The sequence below is a fragment of the Streptomyces sp. NPDC051987 genome (assembly GCF_040680735.1).
In the GTDB taxonomy this organism is placed as follows: domain Bacteria; phylum Actinomycetota; class Actinomycetes; order Streptomycetales; family Streptomycetaceae; genus Streptomyces.
The window spans coordinates 64,892-81,983 of the sequence record NZ_JBFAXI010000028.1; the positions used below are offsets into that span (position 1 = coordinate 64,892).

The window sequence follows — 17,092 nt, forward strand, 5'->3', positions numbered from 1 at the left end:
ACCCCGGGAGCCGCACGATGAGGGTTCTGCTGATCGGAGCCAACGGATACCTCGGCCGCTTCGTCGCCGACCGGCTGCTCGCCGACCCGGCCGTCCAGCTCACCGCACTCGGCCGCGGCGACGACGCCGACGTCCGCTTCGACCTCGCCACCGGCAGCCCCGGCGCACTCACCCGCTTCCTGGACGCGGTCCACCCGGGCGTCATCGTGAACTGCGCCGGCGCCACCCGCGGCGGCGCCCGGGAACTCACCCGGCACAACACCGTCGCCGTCGCCACCGTCTGCGAGGCCCTGCGGCGCAGCGGCTGCGGTGCCCGCCTGGTGCAGATCGGCTGCAGCTCCGAGTACGGCCCGAGCCAGCCCGGCTCCTCCACCGCGGAGGACGCCGTACCCCGGCCCGGCGGCCCGTACGGCGTCAGCAAGCTCGCCGCCACCGAACTCGTCCTCGGCTCCGGTCTGGACGCCGTCGTCCTGCGCGTCTTCTCGCCCGCCGGGCCGGGCACGCCGGCAGGCTCCCCGCTCGGCCGCCTCGCCGAGGCCATGCGCCGCGCCATGCAGTCCGGCGACGGCGAACTCAAACTCGGCGGCCTCGGAGCCCAGCGCGACTTCGTCGACGTGCGTGATGTCGCCCGCGCCGTCCACGCGGCCTCGCTCTCCGCCGCCCAGGGCGTCATCAACATCGGTTCCGGCCGTGCCGTCCGGCTCCGCGACGCCGCCGGTGTCCTCGCCCGGGTCGCCGGATACGGCGGCGCCCTGCACGAACTGGACGGCCCGCCCGGACCGCTGCGCGGCGCCATCGGCCACCCCCGGATGGACGGCGAGCACACCGGTCCGGTCGCGTACCCGTACCCGGACGGCTGCGGCAGCTGGCAGCAGGCCGACGTGCGCTGCGCCCGCGACCGGCTCGGCTGGCGGCCCCGCATCAACCTCGAAGAGTCCCTCGCGGACATCTGGATGGAGGCGGCATGTCGCATCTGACCAGCACCCGGGCAGGCGCCGCGACCACCGGCGTCCGCACCGCCGTCGGCATCCCCGGCTACGCCCACCCGCTCCTCGCGCCCGCCCAGTGGGCCGAGCTCACCCGCCCCGGCACTCCCCTGCACTGGGTCGTCCTGAACGTGGCGAACGGCCCCGGCAGCCGCCCCGACCCGCACTGCCTGGAGGCGGCCGGGCGGCTCCGCAACGCGGGCGTCCGCGTCCTCGGCCACCTGGACAGCACCTACGGCGTCCGCCCCCACGGTGACCTGGTCAGCGACGCCCGGTGCTTCCACGACTGGTACCGCGTCGACGGCTTCCTGCTGGACCGCTGCCCCACCGAGCGCACCGCGCTCCCCGAGATCCGCCGCACGGTCGCCGCGCTCCGCGCCCTCGGTGAGGACCCGCACATCGTCCTCGGCCACGGCGCCCACCCCCACCCGGGCTACGCCGAGAACGCCGACCAGCTGGTGACCTTCGCCGGGCCCTGGAGCGACTACCGCTGGTCCCAGGTCGCCGAGTGGACCGCTGACTACCCGCCCGACCGCTTCTGCCACCTCGTGCACGGCGTGCCCCTCGGCCACCTCGACGAGGCGCTGCGCATAGCCCGCTGGCAGGGCGCCGCCACGGTCTACTTCACCGACCGGACCGATCGCTGGGGCCGGGCGGACCCCTGGGAGACCATGCCCGGTTACTGGGACGAGATCGTCTCGCGGATCGGAACGGGTGTCTCGGAATGAAGAAGCCCGTGGCAGTGTTACAAGGAGAACAACCGTAGTGATTGACCGATCAACGGAGTCCCCGTGTCGCTGCCACCCCTGGTCGAGCCAGCCTCTGAGCTCACCGTAGACGAGGTCCGCAGGTACTCCCGCCACCTGATCATCCCGGACGTCGGGATGGACGGGCAGAAGCGGCTGAAGAACGCGAAGGTGCTCTGTGTGGGCGCCGGCGGCCTGGGCTCGCCGGCGCTGATGTACCTGGCGGCCGCGGGCGTCGGCACTCTGGGCATCGTGGAGTTCGACGAGGTCGACGAGTCCAACCTGCAGCGCCAGATCATCCACAGCCAGGCCGACATCGGCCGCTCCAAGGCCGAGTCCGCCCGTGACTCCGTCCTCGGCATCAACCCGTACGTGAACGTGGTCCTGCACGAAGAGCGGCTCGAGGCCGAGAACGTGATGGACATCTTCAGCCAGTACGACCTGATCGTCGACGGCACGGACAACTTCGCCACCCGCTACCTGGTGAACGACGCCTGCGTGCTGCTGAACAAGCCGTACGTCTGGGGCTCCATCTACCGCTTCGACGGCCAGGCCTCGGTCTTCTGGTCCGAGCACGGTCCGTGCTACCGCTGCCTCTACCCGGAGCCGCCGCCGCCGGGCATGGTCCCCTCCTGCGCCGAGGGCGGCGTCCTCGGCGTGCTGTGCGCGTCGATCGGCTCCATCCAGGTCACGGAGGCCATCAAGGTCCTCACCGGCACCGGTGAGCCCCTGGTCGGCCGCCTGATGATCTACGACGCCCTGGAGATGCAGTACCGCCAGGTCAAGGTCCGCAAGGACCCGGACTGCGCGGTCTGCGGCGAGAACCCGACCGTCACCGAACTCATCGACTACGAGGCCTTCTGCGGCGTCGTCTCCGAGGAGGCGCAGCAGGCGGCCGCCGGCTCGACGATCACTCCCAAGCAGCTCAAGGAGTGGATCGACGACGGCGAGAACATCGAGATCATCGACGTCCGCGAGCCGAACGAGTACGAGATCGTCTCCATCCCGGGCGCCAAGCTGATCCCGAAGAACGAGTTCCTCCTCGGCACCGCCCTGGAGGGCCTGCCGCAGGACAAGAAGATCGTCCTGCACTGCAAGACGGGTGTCCGCAGTGCGGAGGTCCTCGCGGTCCTGAAGTCCGCGGGCTTCTCGGACGCGGTCCACGTCGGCGGCGGCGTGATCGGCTGGGTCAACCAGATCGAGCCGTCCAAGCCGGTCTACTGAGCACAGGCTCCGCGACGGGCGGGGGCCGCGGGCACGACGGGTGCCCGCAGTCCCCGCCTTCGTCATGAGCAGACCGAGCCGTCTTTCGGGACCGTGCCGTCCACGAGATAGGCGTTCACGGTCGAGTCCACGCAGTGGCTGCCGCTGCCGTACGCGCCGTGCCCCTCGCCCTTCCAGGTCAGCTCGACGCCGACACCCTTGCCGAGTTCGTCGGCCATCCGCCGGGCGCCCTCGTACGGGGTCGCCGGGTCGCCCGTGTTCCCGACCAGCAGGATCGGGGCCGCGCCCGGTGCGCTCACCTCCGGGGTGTCCCACTGCCCGGCCACCGGCCAGTCGTGGCACCAGCCGGCCGCGTCCCAACCCAGGAAGTCCCCGAAGACCGGCGAGACCCTCTCGAACTCCGCCAGCCGCCTCTTCGTCTCGGCGAGCGTCGGCCGCTCCTTCTCGTCCAGGCACGATATGACCCGCTGGGAGTGCGTGGCCGTGCCGTAGTGCCCCGAGGAGTCCCGCTCGTTGTACTGGTCCGCGAGCGACAGCAGCTCAGAGCCGTCGCCCTCCTCGGCCGCCTTGAGCGCGCTGGTCAGCGTCGGCCAGCTGTCCTGGCTGTACAGCGGCAGCACGATGCCGGTGATCGCGAGGGACTGGGTCAGCTTCCGGCCGGGAGAGGCGGGCAGCGGGGCGGCGTCCAGCCTCTTCAGCAGTCCGGCGATCCGCTGAGAGCCCTGCTTCGAGTCCTGCCCGGTCGACGTGAGGTAGGCGTCCAGAGCCCGCTGGAAGCCGATGGCCTGGTTCTTCTCCTGGCCGAACGAGTCGGCCGTCGGGTCCACCACCGCGTCCAGGACCAGCCGCCCCACCTTCCGCGGGAACAGGTGGGCGTATACGCCGCCGAGTTCGGTGCCGTAGGAGATGCCGACGTAGTGCAGTCGCCGGTCGCCGAGGACCTGGCGCATCAGGTCCATGTCGCGAGCCGTGTCGGTCGTCGACACATGCGCGATCAGCTTGCCCGCCGCCTTCTCGCACCCCTTGCCGAAGTCGGCCGCGTCCTGGAGGTACGCCGTCTCCTCGGCCGCGGTGTCCGGTGTCACGTCGATCGACTCGGCGTTCTGGATGTCCTTGTCGCTGCGGCAGCGGATCCCCTCGCTGGCTCCCACCCCGCGCGGGTCCCAGCTCACCAGGTCGTACCGCTGGCGCAGCGTGGAGACGGTGGAGGCGAAGTAGGGCATCGTGGAGACGCCGGAGGCGCCCGGCCCGCCGAAGTTGAAGAGCAACGAGCCGATCCGCTTCCCCGCCCCTCCGCTCGCCTGCTCCCGGATCAGCGCCAGCCCGATCGTCTGCCCGTCCGGCTTCGCCCAGTCCAACGGCACCTTGAGCTTCGCGCACCGCCACTCGTCCCCGGGAGCGACGGCGTCCGACGTGGCCTGGCAGCGGCGCCAGTCGAGCTTCTGGTCGGTGAGGGAGGCGGGCAGCGCCGCCGAGCCCGACGCGGCGGACGTGGCGGCCGGCGACTGGCCGGAGGAGGCCTTCCCCTCGTCCTCGCCCCCGCCTGACGCCCCACCGCCGCACCCGGCCACGAGCAGCCCCGCGGCGACAGCGGCCACCCACCGTACGTTTCGCACCATGCGCCCACACCCCCACCCGGGCTCTCCGCGCCTTCTTCGCGGGAGAGCGGTCAGGCCATACTAGGCGGAGTGATCGAGGGCCGTTGCGGCCTGTGGATAACCGTCTGACCTGCGGTTCTGTGGCGCCCCCACCGAGGTGCGGGGAGCTGGGGTGCGGGGAACTGCGCGACCGTCGCCACGCAGCTGCGGACGACTAGGTGCAGACTGCCCCCGCCTTCGGCACCGTCCCCCGCAGCAGGTAGCCGTTCACGGCAGCCTGCACGCACCTGTTCTTGCTGTCGTAGGCCCCGTGCCCCTGCCCGCGGTACGTCAGTTCGACGCCGACGCCCTTCCCCAGCGCGTCCACCATCTTCTTCGCGCCCTCGTACGGCGTGGCCGGATCCCCGGTGTTGCCCACCACCAGGATCGGCGCCGCCCCGGGCGCGCTCACGTCGGGATGGTCGGCGGCGCCCGGCACCGCCCAGTCGGTGCAACTGACCATGCCCCAGGCCAGATAGTCGCCGAACAGCGGGGAGGCGGCGCGGAACTCGGGCACCTTCCGCTGCACGTAGTCGGCGGTGTACCGCTGCTTCTCGTCGGCGCAGTTGATGGCGACGTTCGCCGCCGTGATGTTGCTGTACTCGCCGTTCTGGCTGCGGCCGTTCATCGAGTCGGACAGCAGCATCAGGATCTTGCCGTCGCCGTCGTACGCCTCTTCGAGCCCCTCGGTGAGGTACTCCCAGAAGTCCTTGGAGTACAGGGACTGGGCGATGCCGTTGGTGGCGGCGGTCTGGGTCAGCATGCGGGGCAGGACGCCGGGGATCGGTTTGCGGTCGAGGTCCGCGAGGAGCCTGGCGATACGGTCCTTCACATCCTGCGGGGTGTCCCCGATCGGGCACTCCGTCTTCTTCGACGTGCAGTCCTCGGCGAAGTTGTCGAGTGCGAGCTGGAAGCCCTTGGCCTGTCCGAGCGAGCTCTGCTCCGGGTCCTGGGTGGGGTCGACGACGGCGTCGAAGACGGCCCGGCCGACGTTCTTCGGGAACAGGTGGGCGTAGACGCCGCCGAGTTCGGTGCCGTAGGAGATGCCGAAGTAGTGCAGTCGCCGGTCGCCGAGGACCTGGCGCATCAGGTCCATGTCGCGGGCGGCGTCGGTGGTGCGGACGTGCGGCAGGATCGTTCGGGAGTTCTTCTCGCAGGCGGCGTTGAACTGCTGGGTGCGCTGGATCAGCCGGGTGCGTTCGGCGCTGGTGTCGGGGGTCGCGTCCTGCTGGAAGTAGTCGTCGAGCTGGGCGTCGTTCTCGCACTCGACGGGGTCGCTGCGGCCGACTCCCCGCGGATCGAAGCTGACCAGGTCGTAGCGGGTGCGCAGGGCCGCGTAGTCCTCGCCGAACGCGGGCAGCGTGGTGACCCCGCTGCCGCCGGGGCCGCCGAAGTTGAAGATCAGGGACCCGATCCGCTTGTCCGGGTCGCCGCTTGCCCTGGCCCGGATCAGCGCGAGGCCGATGGTGGCGCCGTTCGGCTTCGACCAGTCCAGCGGGGCCTTCATGGTGGCGCACTGCCAGGAGCCGCCGGCGGGCAGCGGTGAGGGCGCGTCGCCGCCGCCCTCGGCCTCGTCGGGCGCCGGGCAGTTCTTCCAGTCCAGCTTCTGCGCCGCCAGATCCCCGTCCTGGGCACCGTCGCCGCATCCGGTCAGCAAGGAGGACAGCGCCAGGGCGGCGGTCAGGGCGGCGACGCGGATCCGGGAGGGGTTCGGCATGCTCCCATCCTGGGGTCGCGCAGGGCCACGCGCGCGGGGCGCGAGCCGTCCGAGGTACGCCCCTAGAGTGCGCCTTTGCGTGACAGCTGGTTGAAGGCCAGCCAGCCCGGCAGGACCGGCAGCCACAGCGTCAGCAGCCGGAACAGCAGGACGGCGGGGGCCGCGACCTCCTTGGGAAGACCGACGGCGATCAGACCGACGGTCAGCGTCGCCTCGACCGCGCCGACACCGCCCGGGGTCGGCGCCGCGGACCCGAGCGCGTTGCCGGCGAGGAAGACGACGGCGACGCTGGCGATGCTCAGCGAGGTCGACTGGTCGCCGAAGGCACGGATGGAGGCGTCCAGGCACATCACGAAGCAGGCGGTCAGCAGCAGCATGCCGCCGATGCCGGTGACGAGCTTCTGCGGCCGCTGCAGCACGTCCAGCATGCGGGGCACGACACCCGCGAAGAGCGACCGCACGCGCGTGCTGACGAACTTGCGCAGCAACGGCACCGAGGTCACCACGAGGACCAGCACCGCGACGGTCAGCAGGCCCGCGATGACCGTGCGGGACGGCGACAGCGAGGGGGTCTTCTCGGTGCCGGTCAGATAGCCGAAGGACAGCAGCATCAGGATGTGGCAGCCGAGCCCGAACAGCTGCGAGGCTCCCACGCTGGCCACCGCCAGTCCCGGCCGCACGCCCGCGCGCTGCAGGAAGCGCGTGTTGAGGGCGACACCGCCGACGGCGGCGGGCGCCACGATCTTCACGAAGGAGCCGGCGACCTGCGCCGCCACGGTCCGCAGGAACGGCACCCGCTCCGGCACGAACCCGAGCAGGGCCATCGCGGCGGCGACGTAGCTGAGCGCCGAGAACAGCACCGCGGCGAGCACCCAGCCCCACTGCGCGTTCGCGACCAGGGGGCCGAACTCGATGTGGGTGAGCTGGGTCAGCAGGTAGTACCCGCCGATCGCGCCGGCGATCACGCTGATCAGCGTGCGCGGCCGGACCCGCTCCAGCCGGGCCGGTTCGACGGGCGCCTGCGGCCTGATCCGCAGCACCTGGTGCCGGATCTGGGTGAGCAGGTCCTCCTCGCGGGCCTCCTCCAGCGCCTCGTCCAGAGCCCGCTTCTCGGCCCGCTGCTCCGCGCGCACCGTCTTCTTGTCGGGTTTCTCGGCTTCCTGCGCACGCGCCTGCTTGGCCTGCCGGGACGCCTCCAGGACCGCGTCCCGCTCGCGCTGGGCGCGCTCCCTGGCCAGTCTGCGCAGCGTCCCGCGCGTGGAGCGCGTCAGCGCGATCGGCTGCAGCATCGGCAGACAGTCGGCGACGGCGTCGGGGCCGAGGACACCGACCGCCGAGGCCACCGCCCGCTCGGCGCCCACCCGCAGGCCGAGGGTGGTGACCAGCTGGGCGATGTCCATGCGCAGCAGCAGCTCACCGGCCGCGATCTCGCCGCCGCGCAGGTCGGTGAGGATCACCGTGCCGGAACGATCCACCAGGATGGCGTCACCGGCCAGCCTGCGGTGCGCGATCCGGCGCGACTGCAACGCCTGCACCTGGTGCCAGGTGTTGCGCAGCAGCTCGTCGGTGATCTCCTCGTCGGTCAGCGAGTCGAGGGTGCGGCCGCCGGTGTGCTCGTAGACGAGCATCACCGCGTCGGGGCCCAGTTCGGAGGTGGCGATCAGTTTGGGCGCGTTGGCGCCGGCCGCGATCGCCGCGTACGCCAGCAGAGCCTCCTGCTCCAGGGCCTGGCGCAGGGACTGCAGGCTGGAGCGGGTGGCGAAGCCGCGCAGCGTCAGGTTGCGCCACGCCCGGTAGAAGAAGCCCTGGGCCTGCTGTTCCCGGTCGACGACCGTGACGTCCAGCGGCGGGCCGTCCTCCAGGGTGACGAAGTAGCGCCGGCCCCGGTCGCCGTTCTCGGTGTCCAGGGCCTCCTCGCGGGCCGCCCCGACCGGGTGGAAGCCGACGTGCCTCAGGCCCGCCAGCAGGGTCCGCCCGGTGGGGCGCACGTTGGGGGAGCCGACCGCGTACAGCGTGCCGTAGGCGACGGTCCAGCCGATCAGCACCGTGAGAATGATCGAGAACGGTGTGGTGTAGCCGGTGACGAGCATGGAGAACGCGTCGAGCAGCAGCACGATCCACAGCACGGACCGCCATCTGGGGCGCCGGGACATGCCGACGGCCGTCATATAGGCGATGACGGGCGCGAGGTAGCCGTGCACCGGGTCGGTGAGAGCGTGGATGTCACCGGGGGAGGGCTGGGTCAGCGCCTCCTGGATCGAACCCGGTGCGGCCCTGGCCACCCACAGGTCGGTGGCGAGGGTCACGCCGTGCGCGAGGACGGCCGCGAGCACGCCGTCGGCGATGCGCAGCCCGTCCCGCTTGATCAGCCGTTCGATCGCGAACGCGACCGGGACCAGCAGGATCGCGATGCTGGAGGCCAGTCCCGCGAACCGGATCAGCAGGTCGGGAGCCTGGCCGGTGCCCTTGTTGATGTCCTGTTCGAGACCGGAGGTGGTGCCGTGCGCGACCGCCGAGATGCCGAGGAGCACGGCGATGGCGAGCACCCCGACCATGAGCCGCATGAGGTCGGAGGGGCGGTGCACGCGCGCGGGGAGCAGCGGTTCGTCGCCCTCCACCTCGTCGGGATGCGTCTCGTCGGGCACGTGTCCCGCCTCGGCGGCGTCGGGGTCTGCTGTCTCAGGCGCTGCGGCGTCAGGGGCTGCGGGGTCAGGGGCTGCGGCCTCCGAGCCCGCGGCGGCCGCCGGGCGTGCGGTGCCGGGTTCCGCCGCGTCCGGGCGCGCGGCGGCCTCAGAGGTGCTCGCCCCGCCCTCGGAGGGCACGCCCTGCTGCTCGGTCGTCTCTTCTTGATCTCGTATCACCAGTCACCGCCCGCACGATGGTGGCATGCCCCACCGACACCCGGGGGCATCAGGGTGCAGATGCGGGGGCGCACAGTCTGCCCCAAGTGCCGCGAGAGGGCGAGACGGAGACCTGCCGCGGACCGCGCCGGTTGTCGGTGGGGTGCGGCAGGATGGGTCGAATGAGCGAGCAGAGCCTTCCCGAGGACACCCGAGAGGCGTACGCGGACGAGCTGCCCGACTACGCCGAGCGGGTCCTGGAGGTCGCCGAGCGGATCCCGCCCGGGCGCGTGATGACGTACGGCGACGTCGCGGAGTGGCTTCAGGAGGGAGGCCCGCGCCAGGTCGGCCGGGTGATGTCCCACTACGGTGGGGCCGTCCCCTGGTGGCGCGTGGTGCGCGCCGACGGGGTGCTCCTCCCGGGGCACGAGCTGGGCGCACTGGACCACTACCGCACCGAGGGCACCCCGCTGAAGGAGGCGGGCAGGGCCGCGGAGGGCCATCTGCCGCGGCTCGACATGAGGCGGGCGCGGTGGGACGGCGGCGCGGACGCGGGGGCTCACACCTGACAGCTTCCGCCATCGCGGGCCCCCGGGGGGAGCCTGTGGCCCGTACGAGGGACACCGGGGACGTCCGTGGCATGACGTACGTTCGTGAGATGTGCGGCGCGTGTGCCGCGAGGGTCTCCCGGGGCGGACGGGAACAAGCGGAAGCTCTGCTTCCGAGTGGTTCGTGGGCGTAGCGTCGGCTGCGCGTGTCCCCCTCACCCCGTGGCCACCATCGCGCACACGCGACCGCGAACCGACCAGCACACCCACCAGGACCGGCGAACCACGTGAGCTCCTCTTCCTCCACAGGGCGCCTGCCGCACCCCCAGGTGCGGCAGGGGACCCGTGGCGCTTACCGACTGGTCCGTACCCCGCCGGCCGATGTGGCTCCCCCTCGTCTTGACGCTGCCCAGCGCGCGGTGGTTGACCACGGGTCCGGCCCGCTGCTCGTCCTCGCGGGTCCGGGCACCGGGAAGACCACCACCCTCGTGGAGTCGGTGGCCGCGCGGATCGCCCGCGGCGGGGACCCCGAGCGGATCCTGGTGCTGACGTTCAGCCGCAAGGCCGCCGTCGAACTGCGCGACCGCATGGCCCTGCGCGTGGGAGCGGCCCGCGCGCCCCGGGCGACCACCTTCCACTCGTACTGCTACGCGCTGGTCCGCGCCCACCAGGACAGCGGTCTGTTCGTCGACCCGCTGCGGCTGCTGTCCGGACCCGAGCAGGACGTCGCCGTCCGCGAGCTGCTGGCCGGCCAGCCCGGCCTGGAGCGGCTCGGGCTGAACCACGTGCGCTGGCCGGACGACCTGCGTGCCTGCCTGACCACCCGGGGCTTCGCCGACGAGGTCCGCGCGGTCCTCGCCCGCAGCCGCGAACTGGGCCTGGGGCCGGACGCCCTGGACGCCTTCGCCCGCCGGATCGGCCGCCCCGACTGGCGGGCCGCGGCCGCCTTCCTCGCCGAGTACCTCGACGTCCTCGACCTCCAGGGCGTCCTCGACTACGCCGAACTCGTCCACCGGGCGGTGCTGCTCGCCCACCGCCCGGAGGTGGCCGTGGACCTCGCGGGCCGCTACGACGCGGTGTACGTCGACGAGTACCAGGACACCGACCCGGCCCAGGTGCGCCTGCTGCGGGCGCTGGCCGGCGGCGGCCGCACCCTGGTCGCGTTCGGCGACCCGGACCAGTCGATCTACACGTTCCGCGGCGCCGACGTGAACGGCATCCTGGACTTCCCGTCGGCCTTCGCGCGCGTGGACGGCCGTCCCGCCCCGGTGCAGGTGCTGCGCACGTCCCGCCGCTCCGGGGCAGGGCTGCTGGCCGCGACCCGGCTGCTGACCCAGCGGATGCCGCTGACCCGGCTGCCCGCCGACAAGGCACGCGCGCACCGCGAACTGACCGCCGCGCGGGACGGCGGCCGCGTCGAGGTGTACACGTACCCGACGCCCGGCACCGAGCTGGACAACATCGCCGACATCCTGCGCCGGGCGCACCTGGAGGACGGCGTCCGCTGGAGCGACATGGCCGTCCTGGTGCGCGCCGGATCCCGCACCATCCCGACGGCCCGCCGCGCCCTCACCGCGGCCGGCGTGCCCCTCGACATCGACGGCGACGACCTGCCGCTGCGCCACGAACCCGCGGTGGCGCCGCTGCTGACAGCGCTGCGGGCGGTGGCGACGGCGGAGGCGGGGACCCCGGCGCGCGCCCCTGCGGAGACCGCCGTGCGCTCCGTCATGGGCAACGCCGCTGAGACCGCCGTGCACGCCGTCAAGGACAACGGCACGGAGACCGTCGTGCACTCCGGCGCCGAGACCGGCGCCGAGACCGGCGCCGAGACCGGCGCGGATCCCGCCGCGGACCCGGCCGTGGAGAGCCCCGGCGGGGCGGCCCCCTGCTGGCTGGACACCGAGACCGCGCTCGCCCTGCTCACCTCCCCCCTCGCCGGCATGGACGCGGCCGACCTGCGGCGCCTGGGCCGTGCCCTGCGCGACGAGGAGCGGGCGGCCGGCAACCCCCTCCCGCCCCCCTCCGACGAACTGCTCGCGCGAGCGCTCGCCGAGCCCGAGCGCCTGGCCGTGCACGACCCCGGGTACGCGCGCGGGGCGCAGCGGCTCGGCGCGCTGCTCGGCCGGGCCCGCGAGCGCCTGACGAGCGGCGGAACCGCCGAGGAGGCGCTGTGGGTCCTGTGGAACGGCACACCCTGGCCGTCACGGCTGGAGCGCGCCGCCCGCCGGGGCGGCGCGGCCGGCCGCAACGCCGACCGTGACCTGGACGCCGTGTGCGCGCTGTTCGCCACCGCCGCCCGCGCGGAGGAGCGCAGCGGAGGCCGGGGCGCGCTGAACTTCCTCGCGGAGATCGAGGCCGAGGACATCGCCGCCGACACCCTCGCCGGCCGCGCGGTACGCCCCGACGCCGTACGCCTGATGACCGCGCACCGCGCCAAGGGCCTGGAGTGGCGCCTGGTCGTCGTGGCGGGCGTCCAGGAGGGCCTGTGGCCGGACCTGCGCCGCCGCGGCTCGCTCCTGGAGGCCGACCGCATCGGCCGGGACGGACTCGCCGAGCCGCTCACCCCGGGTGCGCTGCTCGCCGAGGAGCGCCGGCTGTTCTACGTCGCCGCCACGCGCGCGCGTGACCGCCTCGTCGTCACCGCCGTGAAGGCCCCCGCGGACGACGGCGACCAGCCCTCCCGGTTCCTCACCGAACTGGGCGTCGAACCCCAGGACGTCACCGGCCGGCCCCGCCGTCCGCTCGCCGTGGCCGCACTGGTCGCCGAACTGCGCGCGACCACCGTCGACCCGCGCGCCTCAGCCGCCCTGCGGGAGGCCGCCGCCCGCCGCCTGGCCCGACTGGCCGCGCTCACCGACGAGGACGGCCGCCCCCTGGTGCCGTCCGCCCACCCCTACCGCTGGTGGGGCATGTTCGAACCGACCGAGAGCAAGGTGCCGCTGCGCGACCGCGACCAGCCCGTGGTGCTGTCCGGCAGCGCCCTGGACCAGCTCGCCAACACCTGCAGCCTGCAGTGGTTCCTGGGCCGGGAGGTGAAGGCCGACGCCCCGGCCACCACCGCCCAGGGCTTCGGCAACGTCGTGCACGTCCTCGCCGACGAGGTCGCGTCCGGACGCACCCCCGCCGACCTCGCCGTCCTCATGGAGCGCCTGGACTCGGTGTGGAACGCGCTCGCCTTCGACGCGCCCTGGAAGTCGGCGCAGGAGAAGGACAACGCGCGCGTGGCGCTGGAACGCTTCCTGAAGTGGCACGTCCTGGACCGCGCCACCCGCACCCCCGTGGCCAGCGAGCAGGACTTCGACGTCACCCTCGGAGCGGGCGACTACGAGGTGCGCATCCGCGGCCAGATGGACCGCGTGGAGACGGACGGCGAGGGCCGCGCGTACGTCGTCGACTTCAAGACCGGCAAGCAGGCGCCCAGCGCGGCCGAGGTGGCCCGCCACCCGCAGCTGGCCGTCTACCAGCTCGCGGTCCGCGAGGGCGCCGTCGACGACGCCTTCGACGGCGTACGGCCCGAGCCCGGCGGTGCCGAACTGGTCCACCTCAGACAGGGCGCCGCCCAGCGCGACGGCGGCGAGACCCTGCCCAAGGTGCAGACGCAGGAGCCGCTGGAGGGGGAGTGGGTCGGGGAGCTGCTGGCCACCGCCGCCGGTAAGGTCCTCGACGAACGGTTCGCACCGACCACCGGCCAGCACTGCACCCACTGCGCCTTCCGCGCCTCGTGCAGCGCGCGGCCCGAGGGACGCCACGTGGTGGACTGAACGCCGTGTGCCGTCGATCACGGTGTTTCACCGGATGTCGGTGCTTTTACCGATTGTCAGTGGCCGCCGCTAGCCTCTTTCCTCATGTCCGCCCGTATCACCGACCCCGAGCAGCTCAAGGAGCTCCTCGGCATCCCCTTCACCCCGGAGCAGACGGCCTGCATCACCGCGCCGCCCGCCCCGCAGGTGATCGTGGCCGGGGCCGGATCGGGCAAGACGACGGTGATGGCGGCGCGGGTCGTCTGGCTGGTCGGCACCGGGCAGGTGGCCCCGGAGCAGGTCCTCGGTCTGACCTTCACCAACAAGGCGGCCGGTGAGCTCGCCGAGCGCGTCCGCAAGGCACTGGTCAGGGCCGGCGTCACCGACCCCGACGTCATCGACCCCGACCGTCCCCCCGGCGAGCCGGTCATCTCCACGTACCACGCCTTCGCGGGCCGGCTGCTGACCGACCACGGCCTGCGCATCGGCCTGGAGCCGACGTCCCGGCTGCTCGCCGACGCCACCCGCTACCAGCTCGCCGCGCGGGTGCTGCGCGAGGCTCCGGGGCCCTACCCGGCCCTCACCCGTTCCTTCGCCGACCTGGTCAGCGACCTGCTCGCCCTCGACTCCGAACTCGCCGAACACCTGGTGCGCCCCGAGGAACTGCGCGCCTGGGACGCCGGTCTGCTGAACACCCTGACCGGCGTGAAACTCGGCAACGCCGACCTCCGCAAGGTCCCCGAGGCCGCCGCCGCGCGCCGTGAACTGGCCGAGCTGGTCGTCCGCTACCGGGCCGCCAAGCGCGAGCGGGACCTGCTCGACTTCGGCGACCAGATCGCGCTGTCCGCGGCGCTGGCCGGCATCGCGGAGGTGGGCAGGCTGTTGCGCGACGAGTTCCGGGTCGTGCTCCTCGACGAGTACCAGGACACCTCGGTCGCCCAGCGCGTCCTCCTGGCGGGCCTGTTCGGTGCCGGTACCGGCCACCCGGTGACCGCGGTCGGCGACCCCTGCCAGGCCATCTACGGCTGGCGCGGCGCCTCCGTCGCCAACCTGGACGACTTCCCCGAGCACTTCGCGCGCGCCGACGGCCGGCCCGCCACCCGCCAGGCGCTCAGCGAGAACCGCCGCAGCGGCGGCCGCCTCCTCGACCTCGCCAACGGCCTCGCCGAGCCGCTGCGCGCCCTGCACGCGGGCGTGGCGGCCCTGCGCCCCGCCCCGGGCGCCGAGCGGGACGGCACGGTCCGCTGCGCCCTGCTGCGCACCCACGCCGAGGAGATGGACTGGATCGCCGACTCGGTCGCCCACCTCGTCCGCACCGGCACGGCGCCCGGCGAGATCGCGGTCCTGTGCCGTACAGCGACCGACTTCGCGGAGATCCAGGGCACCCTCGTCGCCCGGGACGTCCCCGTCGAGGTCGTCGGCCTCTCCGGGCTGCTGCACCTGCCCGAGGTCGCCGACCTCGTCGCCGTCTGCGAGGTGCTCCAGGACCCGGGCGCCAACGCCTCCCTGGTCCGGCTGCTGACCGGCCCGCGCTGGCGCATCGGCCCCCGCGACCTGGCCCTCCTCGGCCGCCGCGCACGGCTGCTCGTGACGCACGCGCGCGTGGGCGACGCCGACGACCCGGACCGTCGGCTCGCCGCGGCCGTCGAAGGGGTCGACCCCGCCGAGGTGATATCCCTCGCCGACGCCCTGGACACGTTCCTGGAAATGCCGTTCGACAGCGGCCGGCCCGGACAGGGGGACGACGGGCTGCCGTTCTCGCCGGACGCGCGCGTGCGCTTCGCCCGTCTCGCCACCGAACTGCGCGAGCTGCGCCGCTCCCTGTCCGACCCGCTGATGGACGTGCTGCACCGCGTCCTCGCGGTCACCGGTCTGGAGGTGGAGCTGTCCGCCTCCCCGCACGCGCTGGCCGCCCGCCGCCGCGAGACGCTGTCCAACTTCCTGGACGTCGCCGCCTCCTTCGCGGCCGGCGACCAGGAGGCGAGCCTGCTCGCCTTCCTCGGCTTCCTGCGCACCGCCGCCCAGTACGAGAAGGGCCTGGACAACGCGCTGCCCGGTGGCGAGAACACCGTCAAGGTGCTCACCGCGCACAAGGCCAAGGGCCTGGAGTGGGACGTCGTCGCCGTCCCCGGACTGGTCAAGGGCACCTTCCCGAGCAGCCAGGGGCGCGAGAAGTGGACCGCGCAGGCCAGGGTGCTTCCGCACGCCCTGCGCGGCGACGCCGCCACCCTGCCCGACGTCGAGGCCTGGGACTCGCGGGGCATGAAGGCCTTCCACGAGGCCATGAAGGAGCACCAGCACACCGAGGAGCTGCGCCTCGGCTACGTCACCTTCACCCGCCCCCGTGCCCTGCTCCTCGGCTCCGGCCACTGGTGGGGACCCAGCCAGAAGAAGCCGCGCGGCCCCTCCGACTTCCTCCGGGCCCTGTACGACCACTGCGCCACCGGACACGGCGAGATCGAGGCCTGGGCCGAGGAACCCGCGGAGGACGAGGAGAACCCGGCCCTGCACACGGCCGGCGCCGACCAGGTGTGGCCGCTGCCCCTGGACGATGCCGCCCTGGCCCGTCGCCGCACGGCCGCCGAGACCGTCCTCGCCCACCTGGACGCCCTCACGGCCGGGACCGGCTCGGGCGTTCCCGCCGACCACGACCCGGCCGCCGCCGTGGCGGAGGACCCGGACTGGCCCCCGCCGCCCGAGGAGGACGAACCGGACGACCCCGGCGAGCCCGACGACCCCTTCGAGGAGGCCCTCCCGGACGCGGACTCCGCCGACTGGGACTCCTGGAGCACCGACCGCCCCGCGGTCCCGCACCAGGCGGTGCCGCATCAGGCAGTCCCGCACCAGATCGCGCCCGCCGAGCGCACACGCCCGCGCACTCCGGCACACGAGGACGCCCCCCTCGGCCCGCTCACCCCCGAGGAGGCTCGCGCCGTCGCCTCCTGGGACCGCGACCTCGACGCCCTCACCGGCGAACTGCTGCGCGCCCGCCGTGGCGTCACCGACGTCCCCCTCCCCGCCACCCTGTCCGCCACCCAGCTGATGCGGCTCGCCGAGGACCCGGACGGGCTGGCGCAGGAACTCGCCCGCCCCATGCCACGCCCGCCGCAACCGGCGGCGCGCCGGGGCACCCGGTTCCACGCCTGGGTCGAGGCACGCTTCGAAGAGCTCACGCTGCCCATGCTGGAGCCGGACGAACTGCCCGGCAGCGACGCCGAGATCGCCGACGAACGCGACCTCGAAGCCCTCAAGGAGGCCTTCGAGCGCACCGAGTACGCGCACCGCACGCCCTACCGCGTCGAGGCCCCCTTCCAGCTCACCCTCGCCGGCCGGGTCGTCCGGGGCCGTATCGACGCCGTCTACCGGACGGACCACGCCGAGGGCGCGGCGTACGGGACGACGTACGAGATCGTCGACTGGAAGACCAGCCGGGTCCGCCCCGCCGACCCGCTCCAGCTGGCGATCTACCGGATCGGCTGGGCCGAGCAGCAGGGTGTGCCGCCCGAGTCGGTCACCGCCGCGTTCGTCCACGTGCGCACCGGTGAGGTCGAACGACCGGAGGACCTTCCGGACCGAGCCGCCCTGGAAAGGCTGATCATCGGACAAGCCGAGTGTGACCAATCGCCCGCCGAGGATGTCGGTCCGGGCCGATAG

At 73.3% G+C, this 17,092-nt stretch carries 9 protein-coding genes; 6 read left to right on the top strand and 3 right to left on the bottom strand.

What is annotated here, in order from left to right:
• Window positions 1–17: 17 nt before the first annotated feature.
• The 3 genes from AB0M11_RS17610 (at window position 18) to moeZ (ending at window position 2,956) form a co-directional block, all read left to right on the top strand.
• Window positions 18–977, top strand: coding sequence for an NAD-dependent epimerase/dehydratase (locus AB0M11_RS17610; RefSeq protein WP_365706272.1), 960 nt, complete (start codon window positions 18–20; stop codon window positions 975–977).
• Window positions 965–1,714: a spherulation-specific family 4 protein gene (locus AB0M11_RS17615; RefSeq protein ID WP_365706274.1), complete on the top strand. Its 750-nt coding sequence runs from the start codon at window positions 965–967 to the stop codon at window positions 1,712–1,714. The genes AB0M11_RS17610 and AB0M11_RS17615 overlap by 13 nt, the downstream gene beginning before the upstream one ends.
• Before the next feature lie 63 nt (window positions 1,715–1,777).
• Window positions 1,778–2,956 (top strand): adenylyltransferase/sulfurtransferase MoeZ, encoded by a 1,179-nt coding sequence (gene moeZ / locus AB0M11_RS17620; protein WP_365706276.1) that lies wholly within the window; start codon window positions 1,778–1,780, stop codon window positions 2,954–2,956.
• A 62-nt stretch (window positions 2,957–3,018) separates the two neighbouring features.
• Here the strand turns inward: moeZ and AB0M11_RS17625 are convergent, their stop codons facing one another.
• The 3 genes from AB0M11_RS17625 to AB0M11_RS17635 all read right to left on the bottom strand — a co-directional run bounded on the left by AB0M11_RS17625 (window position 3,019) and on the right by AB0M11_RS17635 (window position 9,171).
• Window positions 3,019–4,575 (bottom strand): alpha/beta hydrolase, encoded by a 1,557-nt coding sequence (locus AB0M11_RS17625; RefSeq protein WP_365706278.1) that lies wholly within the window; start codon window positions 4,573–4,575, stop codon window positions 3,019–3,021.
• Between the two features lie 193 nt (window positions 4,576–4,768).
• Window positions 4,769–6,310 carry an alpha/beta hydrolase gene (locus AB0M11_RS17630; RefSeq protein WP_365706280.1) on the bottom strand — a complete coding sequence of 514 codons (1,542 nt, stop codon included), beginning with the start codon at window positions 6,308–6,310 and terminating at the stop codon, window positions 4,769–4,771.
• Between the two features lie 62 nt (window positions 6,311–6,372).
• On the bottom strand, window positions 6,373–9,171 hold the full coding sequence (locus AB0M11_RS17635; RefSeq protein WP_365706282.1) for a lysylphosphatidylglycerol synthase domain-containing protein: 2,799 nt from the start codon (window positions 9,169–9,171) through the stop codon (window positions 6,373–6,375).
• Window positions 9,172–9,332: 161 nt separating this feature from the next.
• On the opposite strand from AB0M11_RS17635, the gene AB0M11_RS17640 reads away from it, so the two are divergent.
• The 3 genes from AB0M11_RS17640 (at window position 9,333) to AB0M11_RS17650 (ending at window position 17,092) form a co-directional block, all read left to right on the top strand.
• Complete coding sequence (locus AB0M11_RS17640; RefSeq protein WP_365706284.1) at window positions 9,333–9,719, top strand: MGMT family protein; 387 nt, start codon at window positions 9,333–9,335, stop codon at window positions 9,717–9,719.
• Between the two features lie 266 nt (window positions 9,720–9,985).
• On the top strand, window positions 9,986–13,459 hold the full coding sequence (locus AB0M11_RS17645; RefSeq protein WP_365706286.1) for an ATP-dependent DNA helicase: 3,474 nt from the start codon (window positions 9,986–9,988) through the stop codon (window positions 13,457–13,459).
• A gap of 84 nt (window positions 13,460–13,543) precedes the next feature.
• Entirely contained in the window at window positions 13,544–17,092 is a 3,549-nt protein-coding gene (locus AB0M11_RS17650; RefSeq protein ID WP_365706288.1) for a UvrD-helicase domain-containing protein, read from the top strand.

Bases quoted from the DNA above. Each gene is read 5' to 3' on its own strand.
- AB0M11_RS17610 (WP_365706272.1), top strand. From the start codon at position 18: ATGAGGGTTCTGCTGATCGGAGCCAACGGATACCTCGGCCGCTTCGTC.
- AB0M11_RS17615 (WP_365706274.1), top strand. From the start codon at position 965: ATGTCGCATCTGACCAGCACCCGGGCAGGCGCCGCGACCACCGGCGTC.
- AB0M11_RS17625 (WP_365706278.1), bottom strand. From the start codon at position 4,575: ATGGTGCGAAACGTACGGTGGGTGGCCGCTGTCGCCGCGGGGCTGCTC.
- AB0M11_RS17630 (WP_365706280.1), bottom strand. From the start codon at position 6,310: ATGCCGAACCCCTCCCGGATCCGCGTCGCCGCCCTGACCGCCGCCCTG.
- AB0M11_RS17640 (WP_365706284.1), top strand. From the start codon at position 9,333: ATGAGCGAGCAGAGCCTTCCCGAGGACACCCGAGAGGCGTACGCGGAC.
- AB0M11_RS17650 (WP_365706288.1), top strand. From the start codon at position 13,544: ATGTCCGCCCGTATCACCGACCCCGAGCAGCTCAAGGAGCTCCTCGGC.